Annotated in this window: 24 protein-coding genes and 2 pseudogenes; 15 read left to right on the top strand and 11 right to left on the bottom strand. The window is 59.4% G+C overall.

All coding sequences use genetic code 11. From position 1 onward, the window contains the following. The first annotated feature begins 108 nt into the window (after positions 1–108). Positions 109–1800: a long-chain-fatty-acid--CoA ligase FadD1 gene (fadD1, locus tag KZH41_RS24490; protein WP_094953904.1), complete on the top strand. Its 1692-nt coding sequence runs from the start codon at positions 109–111 to the stop codon at positions 1798–1800. Positions 1801–2009: 209 nt separating this feature from the next. Here fadD1 and KZH41_RS24485 read toward each other — a convergent pair whose 3' ends face one another. Beyond that, positions 2010–3314 (bottom strand): IS4 family transposase, encoded by a 1305-nt coding sequence (locus tag KZH41_RS24485; protein ID WP_263275136.1) that lies wholly within the window; start codon positions 3312–3314, stop codon positions 2010–2012. A 1028-nt stretch (positions 3315–4342) separates the two neighbouring features. Then, positions 4343–4720, bottom strand: a complete 378-nt coding sequence (locus KZH41_RS24480; protein ID WP_242152218.1) for a hypothetical protein — start codon at positions 4718–4720, stop codon at positions 4343–4345. Between the two features lie 198 nt (positions 4721–4918). Here KZH41_RS24480 and KZH41_RS24475 point away from each other — a divergent pair, with 198 nt between their 5' ends. The 3 genes from KZH41_RS24475 (at position 4919) to def (ending at position 6791) form a co-directional block, all read left to right on the top strand. After that, on the top strand, positions 4919–5104 hold the full coding sequence (locus KZH41_RS24475) for a CsbD family protein (RefSeq protein WP_094952591.1): 186 nt from the start codon (positions 4919–4921) through the stop codon (positions 5102–5104). A gap of 182 nt (positions 5105–5286) precedes the next feature. Continuing rightward, a complete protein-coding gene (locus tag KZH41_RS24470; protein WP_094952590.1) occupies positions 5287–6255 on the top strand; it encodes a YihY/virulence factor BrkB family protein in 969 nt (322 codons plus the stop codon). Next, positions 6252–6791 carry a peptide deformylase gene (gene def, locus KZH41_RS24465; RefSeq protein ID WP_263273887.1) on the top strand — a complete coding sequence of 180 codons (540 nt, stop codon included), beginning with the start codon at positions 6252–6254 and terminating at the stop codon, positions 6789–6791. The genes KZH41_RS24470 and def overlap by 4 nt, the downstream gene beginning before the upstream one ends. 75 nt (positions 6792–6866) lie before the next feature. Here the strand turns inward: def and KZH41_RS24460 are convergent, their stop codons facing one another. Beyond that, a complete protein-coding gene (locus KZH41_RS24460) occupies positions 6867–7685 on the bottom strand; it encodes a class I SAM-dependent methyltransferase (protein ID WP_242152210.1) in 819 nt (272 codons plus the stop codon). 59 nt (positions 7686–7744) lie between these two features. Next, positions 7745–8182, bottom strand: coding sequence for a GNAT family N-acetyltransferase (locus KZH41_RS24455; protein ID WP_094952587.1), 438 nt, complete (start codon positions 8180–8182; stop codon positions 7745–7747). A gap of 302 nt (positions 8183–8484) precedes the next feature. Between KZH41_RS24455 and KZH41_RS24450 the strand changes: the two genes are divergently transcribed. From KZH41_RS24450 to KZH41_RS24430, 5 genes and pseudogenes are all read left to right on the top strand, one after another. Then, the gene (locus tag KZH41_RS24450; protein WP_263273886.1) at positions 8485–9414 is read left to right on the top strand and encodes a fatty acid desaturase; all 930 of its coding nucleotides are present in this window, start codon (positions 8485–8487) and stop codon (positions 9412–9414) included. A gap of 9 nt (positions 9415–9423) precedes the next feature. Then, positions 9424–10215 carry a phosphate/phosphite/phosphonate ABC transporter substrate-binding protein gene (locus KZH41_RS24445; protein WP_263273885.1) on the top strand — a complete coding sequence of 264 codons (792 nt, stop codon included), beginning with the start codon at positions 9424–9426 and terminating at the stop codon, positions 10213–10215. Between the two features lie 187 nt (positions 10216–10402). Further along, positions 10403–10900, top strand: a pseudogene (locus KZH41_RS24440) (sigma-70 family RNA polymerase sigma factor); the annotation flags it as partial. Between the two features lie 178 nt (positions 10901–11078). Then, positions 11079–12092 carry an ABC transporter substrate-binding protein gene (locus KZH41_RS24435; RefSeq protein WP_263273884.1) on the top strand — a complete coding sequence of 338 codons (1014 nt, stop codon included), beginning with the start codon at positions 11079–11081 and terminating at the stop codon, positions 12090–12092. 125 nt (positions 12093–12217) lie between these two features. Further along, positions 12218–13147: an aliphatic sulfonate ABC transporter substrate-binding protein gene (locus KZH41_RS24430; protein ID WP_094952583.1), complete on the top strand. Its 930-nt coding sequence runs from the start codon at positions 12218–12220 to the stop codon at positions 13145–13147. A 233-nt stretch (positions 13148–13380) separates the two neighbouring features. Here KZH41_RS24430 and gstA read toward each other — a convergent pair whose 3' ends face one another. Further along, the gene (gstA, locus tag KZH41_RS24425) at positions 13381–13983 is read right to left on the bottom strand and encodes a glutathione transferase GstA (RefSeq protein WP_242152194.1); all 603 of its coding nucleotides are present in this window, start codon (positions 13981–13983) and stop codon (positions 13381–13383) included. Between the two features lie 96 nt (positions 13984–14079). Between gstA and KZH41_RS24420 the strand changes: the two genes are divergently transcribed. From KZH41_RS24420 to KZH41_RS24410, 4 genes and pseudogenes are all read left to right on the top strand, one after another. Further along, complete coding sequence (locus KZH41_RS24420) at positions 14080–14949, top strand: LysR family transcriptional regulator (protein WP_094952581.1); 870 nt, start codon at positions 14080–14082, stop codon at positions 14947–14949. A gap of 169 nt (positions 14950–15118) precedes the next feature. Then, positions 15119–15847 (top strand): annotated as a pseudogene (locus tag KZH41_RS30555) (PAS domain-containing protein); the annotation flags it as partial. 18 nt (positions 15848–15865) lie between these two features. Continuing rightward, complete coding sequence (locus KZH41_RS30550; RefSeq protein WP_371917704.1) at positions 15866–16438, top strand: methyl-accepting chemotaxis protein; 573 nt, start codon at positions 15866–15868, stop codon at positions 16436–16438. Positions 16439–16555: 117 nt separating this feature from the next. Then, positions 16556–17446 (top strand): amino acid ABC transporter substrate-binding protein, encoded by an 891-nt coding sequence (locus KZH41_RS24410; RefSeq protein ID WP_094952579.1) that lies wholly within the window; start codon positions 16556–16558, stop codon positions 17444–17446. 55 nt (positions 17447–17501) lie between these two features. Here KZH41_RS24410 and KZH41_RS24405 read toward each other — a convergent pair whose 3' ends face one another. From KZH41_RS24405 to KZH41_RS24380, 6 genes are all read right to left on the bottom strand, one after another. Continuing rightward, complete coding sequence (locus KZH41_RS24405) at positions 17502–18014, bottom strand: hypothetical protein (protein ID WP_094952578.1); 513 nt, start codon at positions 18012–18014, stop codon at positions 17502–17504. A 133-nt stretch (positions 18015–18147) separates the two neighbouring features. Continuing rightward, entirely contained in the window at positions 18148–19563 is a 1416-nt protein-coding gene (locus tag KZH41_RS24400) for an MFS transporter (protein ID WP_263273883.1), read from the bottom strand. 140 nt (positions 19564–19703) lie between these two features. After that, entirely contained in the window at positions 19704–20441 is a 738-nt protein-coding gene (locus tag KZH41_RS24395; protein WP_242152189.1) for an NAD-dependent epimerase/dehydratase family protein, read from the bottom strand. Between the two features lie 14 nt (positions 20442–20455). Next, entirely contained in the window at positions 20456–21088 is a 633-nt protein-coding gene (locus KZH41_RS24390; protein WP_242152186.1) for a glutathione S-transferase family protein, read from the bottom strand. Positions 21089–21277: 189 nt separating this feature from the next. Beyond that, on the bottom strand, positions 21278–21601 hold the full coding sequence (locus KZH41_RS24385; protein ID WP_242152183.1) for a DUF6124 family protein: 324 nt from the start codon (positions 21599–21601) through the stop codon (positions 21278–21280). Between the two features lie 452 nt (positions 21602–22053). Beyond that, complete coding sequence (locus KZH41_RS24380; RefSeq protein ID WP_162276204.1) at positions 22054–23085, bottom strand: LacI family DNA-binding transcriptional regulator; 1032 nt, start codon at positions 23083–23085, stop codon at positions 22054–22056. Between the two features lie 212 nt (positions 23086–23297). Here KZH41_RS24380 and KZH41_RS24375 point away from each other — a divergent pair, with 212 nt between their 5' ends. Next, positions 23298–23831: a gluconokinase gene (locus tag KZH41_RS24375; RefSeq protein ID WP_094952573.1), complete on the top strand. Its 534-nt coding sequence runs from the start codon at positions 23298–23300 to the stop codon at positions 23829–23831. An 84-nt stretch (positions 23832–23915) separates the two neighbouring features. Beyond that, positions 23916–25268: a GntP family permease gene (locus KZH41_RS24370; protein ID WP_242152181.1), complete on the top strand. Its 1353-nt coding sequence runs from the start codon at positions 23916–23918 to the stop codon at positions 25266–25268. Positions 25269–25683 lie beyond the last annotated feature (415 nt).

Genomic DNA, 25683 nt, shown 5'->3' with positions numbered 1-25683 from the left:
GACTTCTCGGCCTGCTTGAAAGCGCCAGACTCACCTTAAAAAAACATACACCAATAATAATCGCATCAAATGCGATGATGAATTCGCGTCGCTGAGGAGTGGGCTTCCATGAACGAAGACTTTTGGAAGGATAAGTACCCCGCCGGGATTGCTGCAGACATCAATCCAGACGAGTATCAAAATATTCAGGCGGTACTGAAACAGTCCTGCCAGCGCTTCGCCAACAAACCGGCTTTCAGCAACCTGGGCAAGACAATCACCTACGGTGAACTGTACGAATTGTCCGGCGCTTTCGCCGCCTACCTGCAACAGCATACCGACTTGAAGCCTGGCGATCGAATCGCCGTGCAACTGCCCAACGTCCTGCAATACCCAGTTGCCGTGTTCGGCGCCATTCGTGCTGGCCTGATCGTGGTCAACACCAACCCGCTGTACACCGCGCGGGAAATGGAACACCAATTCAATGATTCCGGGGCCAAGGCCCTGGTGTGCTTGGCGAACATGGCGCACCTGGCTGAAAAAGTCGTGCCCAAGACCGCCGTCAAACATGTGATCGTCACCGAAGTCGCTGACCTGTTGTCGCCATTCAAGCGCCTGCTGATCAACAGCGTCATCAAGTACGTGAAGAAAATGGTCCCGGCCTATCACCTGCCCAAGGCGATCAAGTTCAACGACGTGCTGGCCAAGGGGCACGGCCAACCGGTCAGCGATGCCAGCCCGGCGAGCGACGATGTCGCCGTGCTGCAATACACCGGCGGCACCACCGGGGTGGCTAAGGGCGCGATGCTCACCCACCGCAACCTGGTCGCCAACATGTTGCAGTGCAAGGCGCTGATGGGCTCCAACCTCAACGAAGGCTGCGAGATCCTGATCACGCCGCTGCCGCTGTACCACATCTATGCCTTCACCTTTCATTGCATGGCGATGATGCTGATCGGCAACCACAACATCCTGATCAGCAACCCGCGCGATTTGCCGGCGATGGTTAAGGAACTGTCGAAGTGGAAGTTCAGCGGCTTTGTCGGCCTGAACACCCTGTTCGTGGCGCTGTGCAACAACGAAGGCTTTCGCAAGCTGGATTTTTCCGCGCTGAAAGTCACCCTGTCGGGTGGCATGGCGCTGCAATTGGCAGCTGCCGAGCGTTGGAAAGACGTGACCGGTTGCAACATCTGCGAAGGTTACGGCATGACCGAAACCAGCCCTGTGGCGACGGTCAACCCGATTCAGAACATCCAGATCGGCACCATCGGCATTCCAGTGCCATCGACGGTGTGCAAAGTCATCACCGATGACGGCGTCGAGTTGGCCCTCGGTGAAATCGGCGAGCTGTGCGTCAAAGGCCCGCAAGTGATGAAGGGCTACTGGCAGCGCGAAGATGCCACCGCCGAGATCCTCGACAGCGAAGGCTGGTTGAAGACCGGTGACATCGCGATCATCCAGCCGGATGGCTACATGCGCATTGTCGACCGCAAGAAAGACATGATTCTGGTCTCCGGCTTCAACGTCTACCCCAACGAGCTGGAAGACGTGCTGGCGACCCTGCCGGGCGTGCTGCAATGCGCGGCCATCGGCGTGCCGGATGATAAGTCCGGGGAGCACATTAAGATCTTCATCGTGGTCAAGCCGGGGGCGACCCTGACCAAGGACCAGGTGATGGAACACATGCGCGCCAATGTCACCGGCTACAAGGTGCCCAAGGCCGTGGAGTTCCGTGATGCGTTGCCGACCACCAACGTAGGCAAGATCCTGCGCCGTGAGTTGCGCGATGAAGAACTGAAGAAGCTGGGACTTAAAAAGTAACCCAATAAGAAACCCCGCCAATGCGGGGTTTTTTATTGCCTGCTGCTGGCGAAACACTAGCCTCTGTGGGAGCTGGATTGCCTGCGATAGCTATAGGTATCTACACATTTTTTTATGGGTTGAGTTCTTTGGTTGTCGCGGGGGCGCTGGGTGCATATCCGTTATTTGGGTAACGGCTGCTATGGGTTCCGCTCTTACAGCCAGCCCTTTCAAGGTCTTTTGACTTTAGCGGCCTTAAGCACCCGATCCGTCGACACGTGGGCGTTCGCTGCTTTACCTTTAAGCCACTCCTTGGGTTTAGGCACCTTCGGACCTCGTTTGCTCTTGGCGACGGCTTTGGGTAAGACGTTTTTCGCCAACGTCAGTAAGTATGGAGCTAGCCCATCTGCGGGAATGGGGATTGATAAGGACTCTGGCGGCAAGGCAATCAGCATGCCCTCATATCCGCTGCGTACCTGGACCGTCAGGTGGAAAATCGATGCCTCCCAATCGTCGGTCAGGGTCTGGTGATGAGCCTGCTCAACGCTGCGTTTGAGCACGGCCAAGACGTTGTAAGCCAACACGGCCGACGCAAACCCCAGCAAGGCTGCTTTAGGGTTGCCCAAGGTTTCGATTTCACTGTCCAACACCGCTTCCAGGCGCTGGAACATCCCTTCGATGCTCCAGCGACGGCGGTACAAATCGGCGATTTGCTCAGCACTGATAGAGTCGGGCAAGTTGCTCCAGAACCGCAGCGTGGTGTCGCCGGATTCGGTGGGGGTTTGCAGGTTCAGTTCGACTCGCCGCCACTGGTGATCACCTTTTACTTCGATGATTTGCTCGCGCACGCTGCCTGCCGCGACCACGACAGGCTCCTGCCAGTCGTTTTCCTTAAGCAGACGTGGATGTTTGCTCTGTTCGCGAATGATGAACGAGGCCCCGGTATTTTCGCAGGCCTGCATGACCGGTAGCGTGCAGTAGAGTCGATCAGCCATCCACAGTTGCCCCGCACTGGCCTTTTCCAGCAATGGCAGCACGCTGACGCGTTCGCTTGCATAGGCATCTTCACAAGGCTGAAGATCGACGACTTGGTCTAGATCGGGGTCGTAAACCACGACGGAAAAACCGGGCCGGGCGGCGCCCCGTTCACGGCGCAAAGCGCTCAGACGCTTTTCGCTGGAAGGCAGGTGGTTACCGTCAACGACCCGTAGTTGCCAGCCAGGCAAAGTGGCTGAGTGCCCCAGCTCTTTTATCGTCGGTGCCAAGCGCTCTGCGCTGCCGGTGACCAGGGCGCGCAGGAGCGCAGGCTCTGTGCGGCTGACCTTGTCATACAGCGCCGCCAAGCTGACAGGAAGGTCTTCCATCTGCCGCGCTGCAGCATGCAATGAAGGTCGTAAACCCAATGAAACAAGGGACTTCAGTTCAACGATGGTTGAAAACAAAAGCTCACGTGGGTACTGCCGCTGACGATGCTCTTCGAACACCTGATCGACCCATTCGGCAGGAACAGCCTGTTCCAATATCACTCTAGTCATGACACTGGTCGGTGCTTTTTTCTCAAACCGCGCTAGAACTTCTGCCCACATCGCTTTCGTCACCTTGACTGGAGTTTTGGGGCATTTTATCAAAGACCTTGAAAGGGCTGGCTCTTACAGCGGGTCACTTTTGGAAAAGAGCCCCAAAAGTAACCAAAAGGGCTCTTGCCCCACCACTCGGCACCTCGCCTAGGCTCGGTGTGCCCTCACGCAGGCTTTGGAGCGGGGGCCGCCGCCATGGGCCATCCTTGGCCCATCGCGGCTAACCCGGCGTCCTGCCGGGTTACCCCCGCTCCAAAGCCTGCGTTCGGCCAGCGTGGTTTAACGGGGCGCCTAAGATCAAGATCAAAAGCACGGCGGCCTAGTAGCCGACCTGAGTGGTTAGATCAAAAGCGAAGCCAGGGCGGCCTGACAGCCGACCTGATATTTGAAACTGAACTCAATCTAATGTGGGAGCTGGCTTGCCTGCGATGCAGACACCTCGGTCTATCAAGTACACCGAGTTGATGCCATCGCAGGCAAGCCAGCTCCCACAGAAAAGCAGAGCACTGCGGTGCTGGCAGTTAAACTCGGTCAAAACTGTGGGAGCGGGCTTGCTCGCTCCCACATTGGGATCTCATTACATCAGCTAGATAGGGTGGTGCTCTGCTTCTGCCCTGCTTTTGCTTCTACCACTCAGGTCGGCTACTAGGCCGCCGTGCTCTTGCTTTTGATCTTGATCTGAGGCGCCCCGTTAACCACGATGGCCGGAGTGAGGGCATGCCGAGCCTAGGCGAGGCACCGAGTGGTGGGGCGAAGACCTTTTGCTTACTTTTGGGTCTTTCCAAAAGTGAGCCGCTGTAAGAGCGGAACCCTAAGCAGCCGTTACCGCAGCAACGGATATGTACTCACATCTACCTAAAAAACCCGTCAAAAGCTTAAAGTTGCGTAGATACCTATGCTGCGATAGCGGTGTAACTGCCACTGCAATGTGGCTAACCCACCGCCATCGCAGGCAAGCCAGTTCCCACATTATTTTTACCGCGTTGTTACAGGGCGAACTGCGCGAAGCTCACGCCAGCACCCGCCGGGCGCACATCTTTCAAGAACGAATCTTTGTCCGCACTCAACTCCAGGGTGATCTCCGGCTTGCGCTTGCCTGCATTGCGCACCACCAGCCCTTCGAGCTTTTCACGCAGGAACGCCGTCGGCACCTTCAGGTGCAGCAACTGGTCGGACTCGGCGTTGTGCATCAACAGGTGAACCCACTCGAACTGGCCCACGGCAATACGGCCCACCGGCAGGTCGAACCACCAGATGTTGCGTTTGTGGTCCAGGTCGGTGAAGTGGCAGTTGTTGACGCCGAGTACGGCACCGCCCAGTTCCTGGTTTCTGCGGGCGATGGCCTGTGCTTTATTGAGTTTCATAACCTTCCTACGGGATCTGTTATTCAGCGTTATAGCCTGAATGTGCCGCGCATTCTCGTGGGTTGGCCGCAAAACATAAAGCCAAACCTGCAGGCGGCGATGAAATGCGCGCTGAAAAATAATTGAAACTCTGCTGAACGGCTTCAGGTCAATCTCTACGTAATGACCAAAAACCTCGATTGTTCCAGGAGAAATACCATGAGCAGCACATCGGATAAGGCAAAAGGTTTGGCTAACGAAGCCGTCGGCAACATCAAGCAAGGTGTCGGCAAAGTCACCGGCAATGACAAGCTGCGCGCTGAAGGCGTGGTGCAGGAAAAGAAAGGTGAAGTGCAAAAAGCCGTCGGCGATACCAAAGACGCGATTAACAAAGCCACCAAGTAAGCCTGAATCGCTGGCTGTATGCGTGCAGCCCGACGGCCATCCACGGATGGCCGTTTTTATGCCTTACGTTGAAACTAAAATCTGGTAATTGTTTCAAAGTCGCCAAGTAGGCTACTTTTAATGTAGAAAACGGCCCCTGAGTCGCCCACGACCTCACTCTTTTTGCGGCGAAAGGAGACGCTATGATTTTTCCGGTACTAGACGGCCTCAAGCTCCACAAAGTGCTGGTGCGCACCGTCAAGGAATTCGTCGATGACGAAATGCCCACCTATGCCTCGGCACTGGCTTACCAGATGCTGTTCTCGTTGTTCCCCTTCCTGCTGTTTCTCATTGCCCTGATCGGCTTCCTGCATCTGCCGGACTTCTTCACCTGGCTGCGCTTGCAGTCGGAACTGGTGTTGCCGCCCCAGGCGCTGGAACAGGTCAACCCGGTGATCGACCAGTTGCAGCAATCCAAGGGTGGCTTGCTGTCCGTCGGTATCGTGATTGCGTTGTGGACTGCCTCGGCGGGCGTTCGCCTGATGATGAGCGCGATGAACGCCGCCTACGACGTGGTCGAAGGTCGACCGATCTGGAAGCGCTTCCCGCTCTCGGTGTTCTACACCGTCGGCATCGCCGGCATGCTGCTCGCCGCCGCCGCGTTGATGGTGCTTGGCCCGCAGGTGATGGGGTGGCTCGCCGGGCAGATCGGCATGCAGGAATTTGTGGTCACCTTGTGGACCATCCTGCGTTGGCCGCTGATCGTGATTTTGCTGATGTTCGCCGTGGCCCTCATGTATTACGTGATGCCCGATGTAGAGCAGAAATTCCGCTTCATCACTCCAGGCTCGGTGCTCGCCGTGGTGGTGTGGATCGTTGCTTCCCTGGGCTTTGGTTACTACGTCAAAACCTTCGCCGACTACAACGCCATGTATGGCAGTATCGGTGCGATCATCGTCCTGCTCCTGTACTTCTACATTTCCGCTGCCGTGCTGTTGCTGGGCGCGGAGATGAATGCCGTGATCGAACACATGTCGGCTGAAGGCAAGGACCCGGGGGAAAAGGAGTTTGAAGAAAACGCCGATGCAAGTTCTTACACGGATGAAAAACAGCACGTCTCAGGCCTAGGCCGGGACCACTCCAAGCCCACACCCATTGAGCCTGATCGATGATCCATGAAATTCTGAAAATGGGCGATGAGCGCCTGCTGCGTATTGCACCGCCGGTTCCGCCGGAGATGTTCGACAGCCCCGAGCTTTGGCAGTTGATTGATGACATGTTCCAGACCATGGAGCACGTCGGCGGTGTCGGTCTCGCCGCCCCGCAGATCGGCGTCGACCTGCAACTGGTGATCTTTGGCTTTGAGGCCAGCGAGCGCTACCCGAACGCACCGCCGGTGACGCAGACCATCCTGATCAACCCATTGATCACGCCGCTTAGCCCAGTACTGGAAGAGGGCTACGAGGGCTGCCTGTCCGTGCCTGGCCTGCGTGGCGCCGTGGACCGTTATCAGCATATTCGCTACGAGGGTTTCGACCCCAAGGGCGAGCCGATTGTGCGCATCGCCGAAGGCTTCCACGCGCGGGTGGTGCAGCATGAATGCGATCACCTGATCGGCCGGTTGTACCCATCGCGCATTACCGACTTCAGCAAGTTCGGGTTTATCGAAGTGATGTTTCCGGATATGGGTCCCACGGCGGACGAATAGCCCCCTGACACACCATCGATCAAAAATGTGGGAGCTGGCAAGCCAGCTCCCACATTGGTGTTGCGTTCATTCAGACTATTTGGCCGGTTTCACAAACCGCAACGTCATCCGATCCGACTCCCCAATCGCCACATATTTAGCCTTATCCTGCTCCCCCAGCTTCAACGTCGGCGGCAACGTCCACACGCCACCTGGATAATCCTTGGTGTCTTTGGGGTTGGCGTTCACCTCACTCTGCCCGGCCAGCTTGAACCCGGCATCCGTGGCCAGTTTCACCACCTGCGCTGTGGTCAGGTAACCACTGTCTTTGATCGCTTCCAGATCGGCCCCGTCCTTGGCGCGGTGATCTTCCACGCCCAGCACGCCACCCGGCTTGAGCACGCTGTAGAACGCCGTGAACGTGGCGTTGGCGGTATCCGCCGCCACCCAGTTATGCACATTGCGAAAGGTCAGCACGGCATCCGCCGACGCAGGTTTGCCGAACACCGGCGCCTTGGGGTCGAACTCCACCACGTCGGCCTTGGCATAACGCGTTGGGTCGGCGGCGAATTTCTTCTTTAGGTTTTCTTCAGAGGTGCGCGCGTAGGCGCTGCTGCTGGCGGCCTGCACGGCGGCGATGTAGTGCCCGTGGTCCTTGAGCAGTGGCGCCAGTATTTCGCTGTACCAGCCACCGCCTGGCGTGATTTCTATCACGGTCTGCTTGGCGCCCAAGCCGAAAAACGCCAACGTCTGCTGCGGATGGCGATAGCCGTCACGCGCGCTGTTGGCCGGGTCGCGCCAACTGCCGGCCAATACGCTTGAATATTGCTGGGCAGTAATGGGGGCGTCGGCTGCTTGGCTGAAAGCTGGAAAGAGCAGGGCGGCTAGGGATAGAGCTGCGAGCGTCGTTTTCATGATCGTCCTGTAAGGGGGCACTGTGCCACCGAGGCTAGCACGGGCCCCGCACAGGTCGATCACACATTATCCGCAGTCGACCTCACCAAACGTTCTAAGCCCATGGCAATCATTGGCTTGTTACGTTTGTAGCGCGCCCACCGCTCGCTGAGTGATTGCGGCAGCACCGTGTCCTGGCTGAAACCCATACGCTGATACACAGCTTCCAAATCAGGATGGCACAGCAGCCATACCGTTCCTTCCACGTCGGCCACTGCCTGCACAATCAAGCGCGCCGCCAACCCTTGGCCGCGAAACCCAGGGTCAACAAATACGCCGGTCAGCCACTGCCCTCCGACCACGGGCGTGAGGCACAGCCCGGCCACAATCTCGCCGTCGCGCGCCACCCACAAACGCCCGCCCTTAAGCGCCTTCATCGGTGAATTATGGCTGCGGTAAAACTTGTTCAGCAGCGGCCACAGTGGCTCTGCCAGCGGTTCGATGAGCAGTTCGGGCATGGTCTTTAAGCCAGCGTTTTCAAGGGCCGGGGATTATAAGCGCCTTCTGCCCGGCAATAGGTGGTATACCCATTGTTACATCCCCTTTTAGTGGAGCATGCATCATGGCCAAAGGTATGGATTCAAAGAAAGCCGCGAAGAAGAAACCGGCAAAAACCGCCGATGAAAAACGCGCCGACAAGAAGGCCAAGAAAACCGAGACAGGCCTGTTCGGTCACTGAGTTACAAGCTTAGAACCAAACGATCTGCAAGATTTTTAGGTCTCGCTGCACAGAGCAGGAAACACCTGCTCTGAGCTGCCGATGGCCAACTACCTTGATCTGACCCAACGCCGGGAAATCGAAGCCCTGGCGCACCGCTTTACCGCCAGAACCGAATGGCCGACCTGGCTGCTGCTGATCGGCGTGTATGCCGGCTGGTTCTCTGTGATGCTCGCCAGCCCTTGGCTGGGCCTGTGGCTCAGCACCCTGTTGCTGGTTCCGTTGGTGACGCTGTGGCTGTCGGTGCAACACGAATTGCTCCACGGCCATCCCACCCGTTCCCTCTTCGTAAACAAACTGCTCGGCTACGCGCCCTTTGCCGTGTGGTACCCCTACACGCTGTACCGCAACAGCCATCTGCTGCACCACAACGACGAAGACCTGACCCTGCCGGGCATCGACCCGGAAAGCCGCTACCTGAATCAATCCCAATGGGACAACAGCTCGTTGTTTAAACGCGGTGTGCATTGGCTGACCAAAACCGTGCTCGGCCGTTTCCTGCTCGCGGCCCCGCTGGCGATTGGTCGATTGGCGCGCCAGGAATTTCAACGCCTGCCACAGGTGTGGCCGATGTGGCTGGCCCACGGCGCCGTGACGGTCTTGATGCTCAGCTTTATCGCCCACTTCAGCGTAATGCCGGTGTGGCATTACCTGCTGCTGGTCAGCGTGCCAGCCTTGTCCCTGGCCTCGATCCGTTCCTACTATGAACACCGCCCGCACCTGCAACCGGAACAGCGCACCGTGCTCAACGAAGCCGCCTGGCCGTGGACCTGGCTGTTTCTCAACAACAACTTGCACCTGGTGCACCACGACTTGCCGAAACTGCCCTGGTACTTGCTGCCCACGGTCTACCACGCCCGCCGCGAACAGTGGCTGGCGCGCAACGGTGGTTTTCTGGTGCAAGGTTACGGCCAGTTGATCAGCCGTCACGGCCTCAAGGCCATCGACAGCCCCCGGCACCCTTTTGCGTGAGAGACGACCATGAGTGATCGCTATGCCGAGCTGTTGATGTACGTCGCGCCCGAAGCGGTGCAGCAAGCCAACCAGCAATGGCTGACGCGCATATTTGAGCGCCTGAACCTCAGCCGGCGCAACGCCGACCACCTCGACTTGCACAGCCTGTGGCGGGCGCCCGAACTGCTCGTCACGCAAACCTGCGGTTACCCGCTGATGACCCAACTGCGCGGCCAGGTGCGGGTGATCGGGCGCCCACGTTACGAGTTGGCCCACAGCAGCCACGGCGAACATTGCAGCCTGCTGCTGACCCGCGACGACAACCCGCGCACCGCCCTGGCGGACTTCTACAGCAGCCGCGGCGTGATCAACGGCCACGACTCCAATAGCGGCATGAACCTGCTGCGCGAACGCCTCGCGCCGTTGCAGCGCGACGGCCGTTTCTTCACCCGTGTCGGCATCAGTGGCGCCCACCGCGAAAGCCTGCGTTGGCTGCGCGAAGACTGCGCCGACCTTGCCGCCATCGACAGCGTCACCTACGACTACCTCGCCCGTTTCGCCCCGCAGGAGGTGGCGGGGCTGCGCATCGTCACCCATAGCGCGCCAAGCCCGACCTTGCCCTACATCGGGCCGCTGCATCTGCGCGACGAACAGGTGGCGCAGATTCGTCAGGCGATGAACCTGGCGTTGCAGGACTTGCCGCAGGTCGTCGAAACGCTGGGTATTCAAGAAGTTTTATCCGCCAGCGAAGACGACTACCACGTGCTGTTGGGCTACCAACAACAAGCCGTCAGCGCCGGTTATCCAAACCTGCACTGATCGTTCCCACGCTCTGGGTGGGAACGCCTGTTGTGACGCTCCGCGTCACGCTTTCATACGCAGAGGGTTGGAACGATAAGTTATATAAAAATACCTTTTAAATATTATTAAAGAATAAGCTAGCCTTGCTAGGATCGCTCCACCGGAACACCGGACATAACGCGCAACCTACTCAGATGGAGCCACTATGTCCGGCGCCGACACTTCACACTGCGATTACGTGGGCGGATTGTTCCGCAGTCATTACGACTGGCTGTGCAGCCGTTTGCACCGCCACTTGGATTCGCGTGCCCACGCCGAAGACATCGCCGCCGACGCCTTCGTCCAACTCCTGAGCTCGTCGGGTGTGACGCCAATCCGCCAACCCCGCGCCTTACTCACCACCATCGCCCAGCGCCTGATGTACCAGCTGTGGCGCCGCCGTGACCTGGAGCGCGCTTACCTCGACGCCCTGGGCAACGACGAAACCTGCACCGCGCCTTCGCTCGAAGACCTGGCGCAAATGCTCGAAGCCCTGCAGGCCATCGACCAGTTGCTCGACGGCTTGCCGGCCAAGGTCAAGGCGACCTTCCTGCTGTCGCAACTCAATGGCCTGACGTATCCCGAGATCGCTGCCGAACTGGGGATTTCCCAGCGCTCGGTCAGTGACTACATGGCCCGCGCGCTCAACCAAACCCGACGACTTCAACAGCCGCCGGCGCCGGGCCAGCAACACAGCTACCTGTCGCCGACCGCGCCGGAAGGGGCGTTCCACTGCACGCGGCTCAGTTATGACGTTCAACCGATCTTGACGACTGCGCAGATCGAATGTGGGAGCTGCCCACTTTGAATGTGTTGTGAATCGAATCTCCAAGAGGCTACTCATGAGAACACTAAAAAACCTGCTCGGTGGTTCGCTACTGGCACTCACCGCCCTGGCCCAGCCAGCCACCGCTGGTGAACCGGTCAAACCGATCCACTTCGGCGACATCACCTGGGAAAGCGGCAGCCTGATCACTGAAGTGCTGCGCCTGATCGTCGAGAAAGGCTACGGCCTGCCCACCGACACCTTGCCCGGCAGCACCGTGAGCCTGGAAGCCGCCCTGGCTAAGGACGACATCCAGGTGATCGGCGAAGAGTGGGCCGGGCGCAGTCCTGCGTGGGTCAAGGCTGAAAGCGAAGGCAAAGTGTTCGGTCTGGGCGACACGGTCAAAGGCGCCACCGAAGGCTGGTGGGTGCCGGAATACGTGATCAAGGGCGACGCCGAACGCGGCATCAAACCCCTGGCACCGGACCTCAAGTCGGTGGCCGACCTGGCGCGCTATAAAGATGTGTTCCGCGACCCCGAAGACCCGAGCCGTGGCCGCTTCCTCAACAGCCCCACCGGCTGGACCTCGGAAATCGTCAACAGCCAGAAGCTCAAGGCGTATGGCCTGACCGATACCTTCGTCAACTTCCGCACCGGCTCCGGCGCGGCGCTGGACGCCGAAGTGGCGTCGTCGATCCGACGTGGCAAACCGGTGTTGTTCTACTACTGGTCGCCGACCCCGCTGCTCGGGCGCTTCAAGCTGATCAAGCTAGAGGAGCCGCCGTTCAACGCACAAGCCTGGAAGACCCTGGCCGACGCCAACAACCCACACCCCATCGGCACCCGCTCGATGCCCGCGCACTTGGCGATTGGCGTGTCGGCGCCGTTCAAGGCGCAGTACCCGCAACTGGTGACGTTGTTTGAGAAAGTCGACCTGCCGATCGACCTGCTCAACGGCATCCTCGCGCAGATGAGCGAGAAACGTGAACAGCCACGCCAAGTGGCGCTGGCGTTCCTCAAAGAGCAACCGCAAGTCTGGCAACAATGGGTACCAGCGGACGTGGCGGCCAAGGTCAAGGCAAGCCTGTAGATCGTTCCCACGCCCCGCGTGGGAATGCCGCCAGGGACGCTCCGCGTCCCGCTCTAAAGTCGTGACGCAGAGCGTCACAGGATGCATCCCCACGCTGAGCGTGGGAACGATCAGAGGTGACAGTGATGGTTAAGTTTTTCAGCGTGATTCTGGCTTCAGTTGTGTTGTCGGCAGCGGTTTTAGCCGCCGAACCTTCCACCTTGCGCATCGGCTATCAGAAAAGCTCGGTGAGCATGGTGCTGGCCCGTGAGCACAAGCTTTTCGAAGAGGCACTGCCCGGCACCCAAGTGCAATGGATTGAGTTTCTCGGCGGCCCGCCGCTGATCGAGGCGTTGAACGGCGGCAGCCTGGACATCGGCAATATCGGCGACATCCCGCCGATCTTCGCCCAGGCCGCCGGCATCGATTTGCAGTACTTCGCCGTCGAGCCCAACGAGGGTAAAACCGAAGCGGTGCTGGTGCCCAAGGCCAGCACGATTCAAAGCGTGGCCGAACTCAAGGGCAAGCGCGTGGCGCTGCTCAAGGGTTCCAGCGCGCACAACCTGTTCCTCAAAAGCCTGCTGCGCGCCGGTTTGCAATGGAAGGATGTGAACGTGGTGTACCTGTCGCCGTCCGACGGTCGCGCCGCGTTCGAACAAGGCAAGGTTGATGCCTGGGTGGTGTGGGACCCGTATTACTCCGCTGCCGTGGTCGACGGTTCCGCCCGTGTGCTAGGCGACGGCCAAGGCCTCAACCCGGCCGGCAGTTTCTTTGTGGTCAGCAGCCCGTTTGCCAAACAACACCCGCAGGCCGTCGGCGCGATTATCAAGACCCTCGCCAAGGCCCAGCGCCTGTCCCTGGACCAACCCGAGGACAGCATCGCACTGATGGCCAACACTTTGGGCCTGCCACCGGCCGTGGTCAAAAGCTACTTCGAACACCGCTCACCCGCACCGATTCGCCCACTGGAAGCCGTGGACATCGCCAACCAGCAACGCACCGCCGACCTGTTTTTTGCCAACGGCCTGATCCCCAAGAAGGTCGATGTGCAGCAGATCGTGCTCAAGGCCCCCTAAACCCTGCGGCCAGCGGGCTTCCTGCAACCCGCGGGCCTGTTGTGGCGAGCGGGCTCGCCACAGGAAGCCCGCTCGCCACAAAAACATCCGATTTTAATCAGTGAGCAGACAATGCAACCGATCTGAATCGACTTTCTCAACGGCCTGTACATCGGCGCGCTCAACTTTTCCAACGACGAAATCCTCACCGCCATCGCAGGCAAGCCAGCTCCCACAGTGAATTGCATTTCAGGTCATGCGGCTTCGGCGGCCAATGCGGCGATCACAGCTTGCCGCTCACCCATCCGCTGCTCAAACGCCGCCAACGCTGGCCACTGCTGCAAATCAATCTCGTGAAACCCCGCCCAGCGCAGCACCACAAACAAATACGTATCCGCCACTGAATACTGCGCGCCCATTAGATAATCCTGACGCTCCAACGTCTGCACCAGAATCGCAAACCGCTTGTACAACGTGGCCAGGAACATCGCCCGTACTTCACCCTGAATCGCACCATTAAAGAAAATCGCCAGCCCGCCATGAATCTCGCTGGCGATAAAGTTCAGCCATTCCTGCAAGCGCACACGCTCCCAGCTGCCATTGGCCGGGGCCAGGTGGGCGGCGGGCTGCAGGTCGGCCAGGTACTGCAGGATGGCGCTTGCCTCGGTCAGTACTTCGCCGTTGCCCAGTTGCAGCGCCGCGACGTAGCCTTTGGGGTTGATTTGTAGGAAGTCTTCGCCGCCGGCGAAGGTTTTGGCCTGGTTATTCACCCGCACCAGCTCGAACGGCAACGCCAATTCACGCAGCACGATATGCGGGGCGAGCGAACAGGCATTGGGGGAAAAATACAGTTTCATCTAAGGCCGCTCCGTTGGATTTGCGCCAGTCTCACGGGCATGGCACCTTGCGTAAAATTAAACCTTCAAACCCCATCCATAAGGACAGCTACTGCCATGATGAACCTGATGCACTGGCGTTTGTTGGTGGCTGTGGCCGATCACGGCAGCATCACGGCGGCTGCCGAACAGGTGGGCATGACCCAGTCCGCCGCGAGCCAGGCCATGGCGTCCATGGAGGCGACGCTGGGGGCGCAACTGTTCACTCGTGAGCCGCGCAAGACCTTGCCCACTGCGCTGGGGCTGAGTGTGATCGAGCAGGCGCGGGTGATGATGGGGGCGTTGCAAACCATTCGCACCACGGTGGATGAAGCGCGCCCGCTGCTGCGTGGGAGTATTCGCATCGCCAGTTTCCCGATGGTGTTGGCGACCGTTCTGACGCCGTTGTTGCAGCGTTTTCGTCAGTTGAACCCGGGTATCGAGGTCACCACCCTGGACGTCACGGACAGCGAAGTGCACACCTTGCTCGACGCCGGCCTGATCGACCTGGGCGTGGTGCTCAACCCCAAGCCCGAGCGCAACGCCACGGTATTGGGTCGCGGCCTGTGGATGGCGGTGTTGCCGACCCACCATCCACTGGCGCAGCGTGCGGCCGATGCCAGCGTGTCGCTTGAGGAATTGCTCGAACAACCCTTCGTGCTCGCCACCGGTGGCTGTACCGCCAATGCCCGCAGCCTGGCTGTAGACGCCGGGCTGAGCCTGCGCGACATCCGCGTGGAAGTGCGCGAATGGAACAGCGCCTACAGCCTCGTGCGCGAAGGCGTCGGCGTCACCCTAGTGCCTGAAATGGCCTTGCCGGCCCAGCGCAACGGCCTGCGCGTGATGCCGCTTACGGTCCCGCTGTACCGTGAGTTTGCCTTAGTCGGTTCACCAGCCCTTCCGACCTCGGCTGCCGTCAGCGCATTGTTAAAAATGCTGGCTGAATAATGGCCTTGCATAGCGCCAAGCCGAGTCTATGCTCACCCAGAACCGTTGATGACGTTTGGCATATATAGCGTTTTGGATGGTTTTTTCCCTATGAAGGTGTGCCAGCAATAGCCAACTGAAGAATGGAATGCGCCTTCCACGGGCGCCGGGAATCTAGGGTGATCTGACCATGTTCAACCGCCACCACCAATCCGACCTGCAAGAAATCGAACGTTTCTCCTGTGCCCTCACCGAAGCTAACGCCAAACTCGCCGCCATCAGCCGCTCCATGGCGATGATCGAGTTCGACGGCAATGGCGTGATCCTCGACGCCAACCCCAATTTTTGCAAAACCATGGGCTACACCGTCGAGGAGATTCGCGGCAAACATCACCGGCTCTTTTGCGAAGAGGCCTACACCCACACCGAGGCCTACACCAAACTCTGGCGCGACCTGGCGCGGGGCGAAGCCCTCAGCGGCACGTTCATGCGCCTGAACAAGCGCGGCGAAGAGGTGTGGCTCGAGGCCAGTTACATGCCGGTGCTGGACAGCAGCAATCAGGTGCAGAGCGTGATCAAGGTGGCGTCGGATATTTCCGCACGGGTCCACCGTGAACACGAGAACCAGAGCCTGATCGATGCCATCAGCCGCTCCATGGCGGTGATCGAGTTCACGCCCCAAGGCCAGATCCTCAATGCCAACGACAACTTCCTGCGCACCGTGCAGTATTCACGTGAAGAAATCATCGGCCAGCACCACAGCATGTTCTGCCATCGCGGCGAAGTGGAATCCCCAGCGTACAAGGCCTTTTGGGCCTCGCTCAATCGCGGCGAATATCACTCCCATCGCTTTGAACGCAAAAACAAATACGGCAAAACCCTGTTTCTGGAAGCCTCCTACAACCCGATCTTCGACGCCAACGGGCGCCTGTACAAAGTGGTGAAGTTTGCCAGCGACATCACCGAGCAGGTCACCACCCTGCGCACCGCCGCCGATTCGGCCCACGCCACGTCGGTACAAAACGACGCCTGTGCACGCAAAGGTTCGCAGGTGGTGCAGCAAACCGTGCAAATCATCGAAGCCATTTCCAACGACTTGAACCAGGCGGCCCAGAGCATCGATGCGGTGAACAAACAGTCGGACATCATTGGCTCCATCGTGCAGACCATCCGCAGCATTGCCGAACAAACCAACATGCTCGCGCTCAACGCAGCGATTGAAGCGGCGCGGGCCGGCGAGCATGGGCGCGGCTTCGCGGTGGTGGCCGACGAAGTGCGCAGCCTCGCGGCACGTACCAGCCAGGCGACGGTGGAAATTGTTGATGTCGTGCGCAAGAACCACGACCTGTCGCTGAGTGCGGTGTCGAGCATGCAGTCGAGCCTGAGTCGCACGGGGCTGGGGGTTGAACTGGCGAATGAAGCGGGGCAGGTGATCCTGGAGATTCAGGAAGGCTCACGGCATGTGGTGGATGCGATCAGCCAGTTCAACTCGACGTTGCAGCTGCAGTAAACGTCTTGGCGCTCGCGGTCGGCCCTGGGCCGGCAGCGAGCTTTGCGATTTACCCTACAGAGTGCTTCCACGGGGGGCGGTATAAAACTCAGGTTTATTCACTGAGTTGGACTAACTATGAAGTTGCAAGGTGCCTTATTTCTGTCGCTGTGCGTGCTGTCAGCCGGCGTTGCCGCGAACGATGCCGTTCTGGAAAAGATCCGCGAAACGAAACACATGGTGATTGGTTATCCGGCTGAGGCCCTGCCGTTCTCCTATCAACCCGGCGCCGGTGAGCCGGTGGGTTACTCCATCGACCTGTGCCGGCGTATCGCCAGTGATGTGAAGAAAAACCTCAAGCTCGACGAACTGGCCTTGAGCTTCAAACCCTTGAGTTTCAAAGAACGTATCAGTGCCGTCAGCAGCGGCGCGGTGGATCTGGAATGTGGTTCCACCACTAATACGCCGGAGCGCCAGAAGCAGGTTGATTTCAGCGTTTCAACCTTTGCAGCCTCGATCAAAGTGGTCTCCCGGGTGGGTGAGAAGCTGGACACCTTGAAGGATCTCAATGGCCGGTCTGTGGTGATCGTTGACGGCACCACGGTGGGTGAGGTGGTCAAGCAACTTGAAAAGCGCGAAGGCTGGCGCCTTAAAAAGGTGCCTGCCAAGAACCTGACCGAGGGTTTCAAGTTGTTGGTCGAGAACCAGGCCGACAGCCTGGTGTTTGATGAAGTGGTGGTGGCCCCGTTAATGGCGAGCGCCGCCGAGCCTGCGCGTTATCAGTTTTTGCCGGATGTGCTGGTGGTTGAACACTTGGCGTTGATCATGCCGAAAAATAACCCAGCGTTAAAACGTACGGTCGACACGACCCTGGCGGGCTTGATGGCCTCCGGGGAAGCCAAGGCGCTGTACGTGAAGTGGTTTGAATCGCCGATTGCGACCAAGACGCTGAATGTGAACGTGCCCTTTTCAGCACAGATGGAGCACATGTTCAGCGCCCCTACCGACCAACCGGGCAAGGCGTTGTAAGGTTACTTGCGCAAGGAGGGGAGCAGAGTTACTCCCCTCCTCAAAAGCTACGTAGTCAGATCGCAGCCAAGGTCTCTTTCACGCTCTGTGCCTGCGGGTCAGCGGTCTTCGCCGCGACTTGCTGCTCTTGCTGCTGCTTCATGCGCTCAGCCACTTGTTTGGCAATTGCGTCCTGTTTTTCCTGTGGCATGGCTTGCACCTCTGCCTCAGTCAAACCCTGCTCCTTGAGCAGCTGTTCGCGAATGCGTTCGGCCGGGGTTTTGCTCATGTAGTCGGTGAAGTCGGCACGCGCGGTGCTGGTGCTCGAGCCGGCCGCCGGCACATCCGTCGACGCCGTAGGGGCGGCGGTGGTGGCTTGCAACTGCACACGGGTCTTGGCGAAGGCTTCGTCGATACGGTCGTTGGCCTTGTCCAGGTCCTTTTGCGCAGTCGGCACGGTCACGCTCTGCTGCGCGGCTTGCACGGCACCGCTGTACAGCGCGCTGGCGGCTGCGTTGGCGGGGTCCATGTCGGGGCGCTTGAGCTGTTGCACGGTCGACACAGCTTGGGTGTTGTTGTTAACCAGCATGATCGGTTACCTGTGGATATGTTCGGTGCCACAGGTGGAGCAAATAGTGTGCCGGAGGCGATGCCCCCGGTTTTATTGGAGATGGCGCGGCCGTCGCGGCAAACATTGTCCAGATCGCGGCCAAGCGTTGCCGTCAGTGCGCAATATTCTCCAACGCCAAATTGCGCGTACGCGGCCCGAACCAACTGATGGTGATCATCACGATTAACATGCTGCTGGCAATAAACGCGAGCACCCCAGGCGTGCCCAAGTGTTCGAGGATAAAGCCGATCAACAAACTGCTGAACACCGTGGACAAGCGGCTGAACGAATAGCAGAACCCCACTGCCCGCGCGCGGATGTTGGTCGGGAACAGTTCGCTTTGGTAGGCGTGATAGCTGAAGCTCAGCCAGGCGTTGCAGAAGGTGATCATCACCCCGCAGATCACCAGGCCCACTGCTGTGGTTTGCAGGGCGAACAGGCTGCCGAAGATCATCGCGCCCATGGCCGAGCCGACGATTTGCCATTTGTTTTCAAAGCGGTTGGCCACCTTCACAAACAGCAACGGCCCCAGCGGGTAGGCGAGGGTGATGATAAAGGCGTACATCAAGCTGTGGGTCACGCTCACGCCCTGGCCCGACAGCAACGCTGGCAACCAATTGCCAAAGCCGAAAAAGCCGATGGCCTGGAACACGTGGAACACAATCAGCATCAACGCCCGGCGCCGGTACGGCGGTTGCCAGATATCGGCAAAGCGGCCGTTGCCTTGCACGCTGACGGCTTGCGGCTCAGGCTCATCCAGCGGTTTGCCGTGGTCTTTCTGGCAGCGCGCCTCCAGACTGTCCATGATCTGCCCGGCTTCGTCAAAGCGGCCTTTCTGTGCGAGCCAGCGCGGTGATTCTGGCAGGCGTTTGCGCAGTTGCCAGATAAACAGCGCAAACACCGCGCTGCTCAACACCACCCAGCGCCAGCCGGAGATGCCAAACGGCGCCTGGGGCACCAGCCACCACGACATCAACGCCACCGCCGGCACCGACAGAAACTGGATGAAAAACGCAAAGGCAAACGCCGAGCTGCGCATGCGTTTGGGCACCAGTTCCGAGAGGTAGGCGTCGATGGTCACGAGCTCAATCCCTAAGCCAATGCCCACCAGAAAGCGCATGCCGATGATGCCCAGGGCGGACGTCTGAATGCCCATCAACACAGTGGCGATCGTGTACCAGATCAGCGCGAAGGTGAAGATTGCCCGGCGCCCGAAACGGTCGGCGATGGGGCTGAGCAGGCTGGCGCCGAGGAACAGGCCCAGGAAGGTCGCCGAGGCAAACGCTGCCTGGTCGGAGAAGCCGAATACGCCTTCGCTGCCGGTGTGGAAAATCCCGTCGCTGATCAAACCGGGGCTGATATAGGCGGTCTGGAACAGGTCATACAGCTCAAAAAAACCGCCAATCGACAGCAACGCCACCAGGCGCCAGACGGTGGCGACGGCGGGCAGGCGGTCAATGCGCGCGCTGATATGAGCGGCACGGATTGGGTCGATGCTGTCCGTGGCTGAGGCAGTGAGTGTCGACATGGAGCGGATTCCAGGAGCAGTGACCTGGAATCTTAGCGGGCTAACGGAAATCGGCGCTTGTGAAATTACGTGCGGCAGGCCTCACATTCGCTGATTTATTGCGCCAGGGTGTCAGGTTTAAAGGTTTTATGGCGCGGGGCTCAATAAGTGATGGGGATCTCGAAGGTCTGGAACGCGTCATCCACTGGCTGGTAACCCAACACCCGTATGGTCTCACTCAAGTCCAGGCGCTTGAAGCGGTTATTGGAAATGCCATGGGCGATCAGGTGCTTCACGCCCTCGGCCTCTACCGAGCGTTGCAGCAGTTGCACGGCGTCACGCGGGCTGAGCCAGGCGCTGAGGTCGCGGGCGTTGTTCAGGTCGTGGGTTTCAGGGAATTCGAACGCGCCGATGCGCAGGGCAATGGTCGACAGGGGTGTCTTGGCTGCGTAATAGCCGCACAGCGCTTCGCCGTAGCATTTGCTCACGCCATACAGGTTGGCGGGTAATACCGGCATGCCGGGGGTGATCTGCCGGTCCACCGGATAGCCTTCGATGGTTTGCGCACTGCTAGCGAATACCAGGCGTTTAACCCCGGCGGCCACGGCGGCTTCGAACAAGTAGGTGGTGGCGAGGATGTTGTTCGGCAGTAACTCATCGAATGAAGCGCTGGCGTGGGGGATGCCCGACAGGTGCACGATCACATCGATGCCGTCGAGCAGGGCGGCCAAGCTGGACTTGTCGCTGAGGTCGGCGTGCACAAAACGGTGCTCGCCCAGGTCGAAATCCGGCGCGATGCGGTCAGTGAGGGTGAAGCGGTAGCGGTTTTTCGAGGCTTCGAAAAACGTCTTGCCGATTCTGCCGCAGGCGCCGGTGAGCAGTACGTTGAGTCCTTTCACGGAGTGTCCTTGTGTTAGTTATGACCGTCGAGGGCAAAGGTCTTGAAGCCTGGACGCTGGCTGAGGCGTTGGTAGTACGCCGCAATGGCGGGGTAGGGCGGGCGCGCCATGGGCGTGTTCTGCCAGCGGTGCACCGAGAGGCCGATGAGGATATCGGCGAGGGTGAATTCATCGCCGGCCACATAGGCGCAGGTTTTCGCCAGCTGTTGCTCCAGCAGGCCCATCTTGTCATTCCACCGGTGTACCGCGGCGGCAATCTGCGCAGCGTCCAGGCCGTCCGGGTTGTTGCGCACCAGCGCGGTAAAGGCATCGCCCCAGGCGCGGTTGAGTTCCACGGCTTGCCAGTCCACCCATTGCTCGATGCGCGCACGGGGCGCGGGTTCGACGGGTAGCAGGTCCGTGCGTTGGTAAAGGCCGATCAGGTAGCGACAGATGGTGTTGGATTCCCACAGCACGCCATGGTCGTCGATCAGCACCGGCACTTGGGCGTTGGGGTTCAGAGCGAGAAACTCGGCAGACTGGGTGGGCTTGAAGCCGATGCCCCAGTCTTCGCGCACGTAGTCGATGCCCAGTTCCTGGCAGGTCCAGAGCACTTTGCGCACGTTGATGGAGGAGGTGCGGCCTAAGATTTTCAGTGAGTGTCCCATGGTGCTTCCCTGACGATGGAGATGACCAATCTAGCAGGGGGCGGGAACGACAGCGAGGGCGAGAAGTGCACAGGGGCCAAATGTGGGAGCGGGCTTGCTCGCGAATGCGGTGGGTCAGTTAGCCCATCTGTAGCTGACCCGCCGCCATCGCAGGCAAGCCAACTCCCACATTTTTGACCGAGTAGGGCTTTAGGTTCGCGGTGTTTGCTGGTCCATGGCCTTGCCTACCATCAAGACTGATAGCTCGCTCAGTTGATGAATGGCGAGGGCCACGTCGCGCTCTTTGCCGGTTAGGTCATCGGACAGGTCGAGCAACAAGGCGCTGACGGAACACACGGTTTCGTAGCTGTTGGCAATCAGGCTTTCAGGGCTGGTGTCGGGGCTGACAGTGCACAAAGAAGGGGTTTCTGGTGCGGGTTCGGTGGTGGGATTGAGGTAGTGATCAATCGCGCGATGGGCGGCTTTGTTGCGTTTTGTGTCGTTAAGCGGAGGATTCGGCGTTGTTTTGAACATAGGTGGGGCCTCTAACTGAGCCACCACCTGATCGCTACTAAACGAAGGGTGGCGGCTGCACGCAGGTTAGTAGACCGGTGCCCACACCAAAACCGGCGCGCCACGAGGGCGCCCTGCGCACAGCCACCATCAAGTACAGACAAATAAGTCCTACTGATGAAGCTCATGCACTTTTGGTGAGGGGGCTCGGGCTACTAAACCCGATCGCCGAGAAATTCAGCGACCGGCCAACCTTAGAGACCACCACCCAAGCGCACAAGCCGGCGGATTCTGACGTAAGCGTAGGCAACCGGGCAAGGCGCTTACCGCAATGTCAGTCGCGTCCTACACCACTCTGATCGTTCCCACGCTCCCGCGTGGGAATGCAGACCTGGACGCTCTGCGTCCAAAGCATGACGCAGAGCGTCACAAGAGGCATTCCCACGCAGAGCGTTGGAACGATCAGGCCGCGCTCAGGTGCTTTCGCGCACCTGCAACTCAAACCCCATATCCACCACCGGCTTGGCAATCTTGTTGCCCGCCATGATGGTCAGCAAATGCTCCGCCGACCGCCGCCCAATCGCTTCACGCGGTGTGCTGATGCTGCTCAAGCGCGGCACCATGAACGACGACGCCGGCAAGTCGTTAAAGCCCAGCACCGCCACGCGCTCCGGCACGTTGATACCGTGGCGCATGGCTTCCAGCAGCGCACCTTGGGCCAAGTCGTCGTTGCCAAAGAAGATCGCATCCACATCCGGATGGCTGGCCAGCAGCTGCAAAAACAGCTCGCCACCCAAGCCCACAGAGGAGGGGCGCGGCGTCAGCAATTCCAGCGCCGGGTCATACAAGCCCGCCTGTTGCAGCGCGCGGCGAAAACCTTCACCGCGCAGCAACGTGCGCTGATCCAACTGCGCGCCGATATACGCCAGGCGCTTGCGCCCACGTGAGATCAAATGTGCCGCTGCCGTTTCACCCGCACTCAGTTGCGAGAACCCTACGCAGTTCACGCCGGCATTCGGGTCCAGGTCCATCATGTACACACACGGCACATTGCTGGCCTCGACCATCCGTCGGGCGCTTTCAGTGCGGTCAAACCCGGTCAGCAGCAAACCGCGTGGCTGGTAGGCCATGTAGTTGCGCAGCAGGTTCTCTTCTTCGTCGCGTGAATAGTGGGAGTTGCCGATCAGTACTTCAAAGCCCTTGGGCCGCAGCACCTGGTGGATGGCTTCGAGGGTTTCGATAAACAGCAGGTTGGACAGCGACGGCACGATGACCACCACTGAATGGCTCTGCGCCGAGGCCAAGGCGCGGGCGGCGGGGTTGACCACGTAGTTGAGTTCGGCGGCGGCCAGTTGCACTTTTTCCACCAGTTCGGTGGCGACCGTGCTGACGCCACGCAAGGCGCGGGACGCGGTAATCGGGCTGACGCCGGCCAGGCGGGCGACTTCATTCAAGGTCGGACGACCGGTGGTGCGGGTATTTTTATCGTTCTTGGAGGTCATCAGGCGGTTGCCAAACAAAAATCGAGGCACTAAGGTAGCGCTGTCTCCAAAAGGCTGCAAATGCTTGAACACAGGGTTGCCTGATCCGGTTCAACGGTTTTGGAGAGGATGCACGCGTCACTCCATAAAAATGACAAGTCGGCGCGGGAAAAGCCTGTTTTTGCACTAGCCTTACAGCGTGCAAAGGTAGCGCTATCTGCGTCCTGAGGTGTTTCATGAGTCAACCTGTTACCGCCCTGGTCATCATGGGTGTTTCCGGCTGTGGCAAGTCCAGCGTCAGCGAAGCCTTGTGCCGCCTGAACGGCGCCACCGCCATTGAAGGCGACAGCTTTCACCCTGCCGCGAACATCGAGAAGATGAGCGCCGGCCACCCCCTCAACGACGACGACCGCGCCGGCTGGCTCGATATCCTGTGCGATGAACTGCGCCGCGCGCTCAAAGCCGGCGAGCATCCGGTGCTCACCTGTTCGGCCCTGAAGAAAAAATACCGTGACCATTTGCGCGAAGCCGCGCCGGGCCTGGGCTTTGTGTTCCTGGAGCTGACCCGTGCCGTGGCCGCTGACCGCGTGTCCCATCGGCCCGGTCATTTCATGCCCGCCAGCCTGATCGACAGCCAGTTCGCCACCCTTGAATCGCCCGTGGGCGAGCCGCTGACCCTGGCGTTAAACGCCAGCGAAGACAGCATCGAGGACCTGGCCGAGCAAACCAATGCCTGGTGGCTGCAGCACGGCTTTGAACCAACCCATTAATTTTTTGCCGGAAAAGATAGCGCTATCCCCGGCGAAAGATTCAACACCGGCTTTAATAACAACAACAAACAGGAGAGACCCCCCATGTTTGGCATGTCCCACGAGTCCTACCTGCTGCTAGATGCAGTGGTCACAATCATCGGGCTGATCGTACTGATCACCAAGTTCAAGGTGCACCCGTTCATTGCACTGATCATCGCGGCCGGCTTCCTCGGCCTGACCTCGGGCATGCCCGTGGACAAGATCATCAAGGCGTTCCAAGACGGCTTCGGCGGGGTGCTCGGCTTTGTCGGCATCATCCTCGCGCTGGGCACGATGCTCGGCAAGATGATGGCTGAATCCGGCGGTGCCGATCAGATCGCCCAGACCTTGATCCGCGCCTTCGGCAAAGACAAAGTCCAATGGGCCATGATGTTCGCCGCGTTCCTGGTGGGCATCCCGCTGTTCTTCGAGATCGGCTTTGTGCTGCTGATCCCGCTGGTGTTTATCGTTGCGCGTCGCACCGGCGTGTCGCTGATCAAGATCGGTATCCCGCTGCTCGCTGGCCTGTCGGCGGTGCACGGCCTGGTGCCACCGCACCCGGGCCCGTTGCTGGCTATCGGCGTGTTTGGCGCGGACATCGGCAAGACCATCCTGTACGGCCTGATCGTCGCACTGCCGACCGCCATCATTGCCGGCCCGATCTTCGGTACGTTTATCGCCAAGTACATTCCGGGCAACCCGTCCCAGGAACTGGTCGACCAACTGGCCCGCGAGCCGGAATCCAAAGACCTGCCGAGCTTCAGCATTACCCTGATCACCGTGCTGCTGCCGGTGTTCCTGATGCTGCTCAAAACCTTTGCTGACGTCGCGCTGCCGGACGGCCACGCCATCCGTAACTGGATGGACATGATCGGCCACCCGATCACCGCGTTGCTGCTGGCATTGCTGCTGTCGCTGTACACCTTTGGCCATCGCCAAGGCATTCATTCCAAGCAAATCCTCAAGCTGCTCGACGCCAGCCTCGCGCCGACCGCGGCGATCATCCTGATCATCGGCGCCGGTGGTGGTTTCAAGCAGATGCTCGTGACTAGCGGCGTAGGTGATGTGATCGGCCATATGGCCGTGAACGCGCAGATCAACCCGATCCTGCTGGCGTGGCTGGTGGCGGCGGTGATTCGCGTGGCCACCGGTTCCGCGACCGTGGCGACCATTACTGGCGCAGGCATTGTAGTGCCGGTGGTAGGGATGATTCCGGGTGTGAACCTTGAGCTGCTGGTGTTGGCGACGGGGGCGGGTTCGTTGGTGTTGTCTCACGTCAACGATGCGGGGTTCTGGCTGGTGAAGCAGTACTTCAACATGACCGTGCTCGAGACGTTCAAAACCTGGACGGCGATGGAGACCATCCTGTCGGTGGTGGCGCTGATCTTTATCATGCTGCTGTCGTTGGTGGTGTAAGCCAGCGGCGCTGATCTCTCGTCTGAACTGTCAACGTTGACAGGTAGTTTGAATGAGCGCCTGTTGCTAGAAATACCTCCAGGCTGCCACCGTCGTGGCAGCGTTCTGGAGGTATAGGGACATGGCTGAATTCAGAATTACGACTCCGGCAGGCAATGGCTATTCGTCTACGAGTGCTTACAAGTCTTGAGGTTGGCATGATGTCGGTGGGTACGGTGAGCCGAGGGATGAAAGCGGAACGGGCAAGGGCGAGCCGCTTCCTCGCGTTTGGATTTACGACGACGCTGGCAGGAGATTGGCGGCCCTTTTATAGTCAACAAGAGCGGGACGTGGAGTGGTCAATTCCTGGTTGACGCGCAGATGATTAAGCCACCTGGTAATCTCGTCAATTCTGTAAAGGGGGGGGTGACAATTA

The sequence above is a fragment of the Pseudomonas sp. YeP6b genome (assembly GCF_025642995.1).
Lineage (GTDB): Bacteria > Pseudomonadota > Gammaproteobacteria > Pseudomonadales > Pseudomonadaceae > Aquipseudomonas.
This window is presented reverse-complemented; position numbering and strand designations above follow the sequence as displayed.

Excerpts from the sequence above, each read along its gene's own strand:
- KZH41_RS24445 (WP_263273885.1), top strand. The coding sequence starts at position 9,424 with ATGAGTGATCGCTATGCCGAGCTGTTGATGTACGTCGCGCCCGAAGCG.
- KZH41_RS24410 (WP_094952579.1), top strand. The coding sequence starts at position 16,556 with ATGAAGTTGCAAGGTGCCTTATTTCTGTCGCTGTGCGTGCTGTCAGCC.
- def (WP_263273887.1), top strand. The coding sequence starts at position 6,252 with ATGATCCATGAAATTCTGAAAATGGGCGATGAGCGCCTGCTGCGTATT.
- KZH41_RS24375 (WP_094952573.1), top strand. The coding sequence starts at position 23,298 with ATGAGTCAACCTGTTACCGCCCTGGTCATCATGGGTGTTTCCGGCTGT.
- KZH41_RS24405 (WP_094952578.1), bottom strand. The coding sequence starts at position 18,014 with ATGCTGGTTAACAACAACACCCAAGCTGTGTCGACCGTGCAACAGCTC.
- KZH41_RS24475 (WP_094952591.1), top strand. The coding sequence starts at position 4,919 with ATGAGCAGCACATCGGATAAGGCAAAAGGTTTGGCTAACGAAGCCGTC.
- KZH41_RS24400 (WP_263273883.1), bottom strand. The coding sequence starts at position 19,563 with ATGTCGACACTCACTGCCTCAGCCACGGACAGCATCGACCCAATCCGT.
- KZH41_RS24370 (WP_242152181.1), top strand. The coding sequence starts at position 23,916 with ATGTTTGGCATGTCCCACGAGTCCTACCTGCTGCTAGATGCAGTGGTC.
- KZH41_RS24430 (WP_094952583.1), top strand. The coding sequence starts at position 12,218 with ATGGTTAAGTTTTTCAGCGTGATTCTGGCTTCAGTTGTGTTGTCGGCA.
- KZH41_RS24485 (WP_263275136.1), bottom strand. The coding sequence starts at position 3,314 with ATGACTAGAGTGATATTGGAACAGGCTGTTCCTGCCGAATGGGTCGAT.
- KZH41_RS24385 (WP_242152183.1), bottom strand. The coding sequence starts at position 21,601 with ATGTTCAAAACAACGCCGAATCCTCCGCTTAACGACACAAAACGCAAC.
- KZH41_RS24470 (WP_094952590.1), top strand. The coding sequence starts at position 5,287 with ATGATTTTTCCGGTACTAGACGGCCTCAAGCTCCACAAAGTGCTGGTG.
- KZH41_RS24480 (WP_242152218.1), bottom strand. The coding sequence starts at position 4,720 with ATGAAACTCAATAAAGCACAGGCCATCGCCCGCAGAAACCAGGAACTG.
- KZH41_RS24460 (WP_242152210.1), bottom strand. The coding sequence starts at position 7,685 with ATGAAAACGACGCTCGCAGCTCTATCCCTAGCCGCCCTGCTCTTTCCA.
- gstA (WP_242152194.1), bottom strand. The coding sequence starts at position 13,983 with ATGAAACTGTATTTTTCCCCCAATGCCTGTTCGCTCGCCCCGCATATC.
- KZH41_RS24435 (WP_263273884.1), top strand. The coding sequence starts at position 11,079 with ATGAGAACACTAAAAAACCTGCTCGGTGGTTCGCTACTGGCACTCACC.
- KZH41_RS24390 (WP_242152186.1), bottom strand. The coding sequence starts at position 21,088 with ATGGGACACTCACTGAAAATCTTAGGCCGCACCTCCTCCATCAACGTG.
- KZH41_RS24455 (WP_094952587.1), bottom strand. The coding sequence starts at position 8,182 with ATGCCCGAACTGCTCATCGAACCGCTGGCAGAGCCACTGTGGCCGCTG.
- KZH41_RS24420 (WP_094952581.1), top strand. The coding sequence starts at position 14,080 with ATGATGAACCTGATGCACTGGCGTTTGTTGGTGGCTGTGGCCGATCAC.
- KZH41_RS24450 (WP_263273886.1), top strand. The coding sequence starts at position 8,485 with ATGGCCAACTACCTTGATCTGACCCAACGCCGGGAAATCGAAGCCCTG.
- fadD1 (WP_094953904.1), top strand. The coding sequence starts at position 109 with ATGAACGAAGACTTTTGGAAGGATAAGTACCCCGCCGGGATTGCTGCA.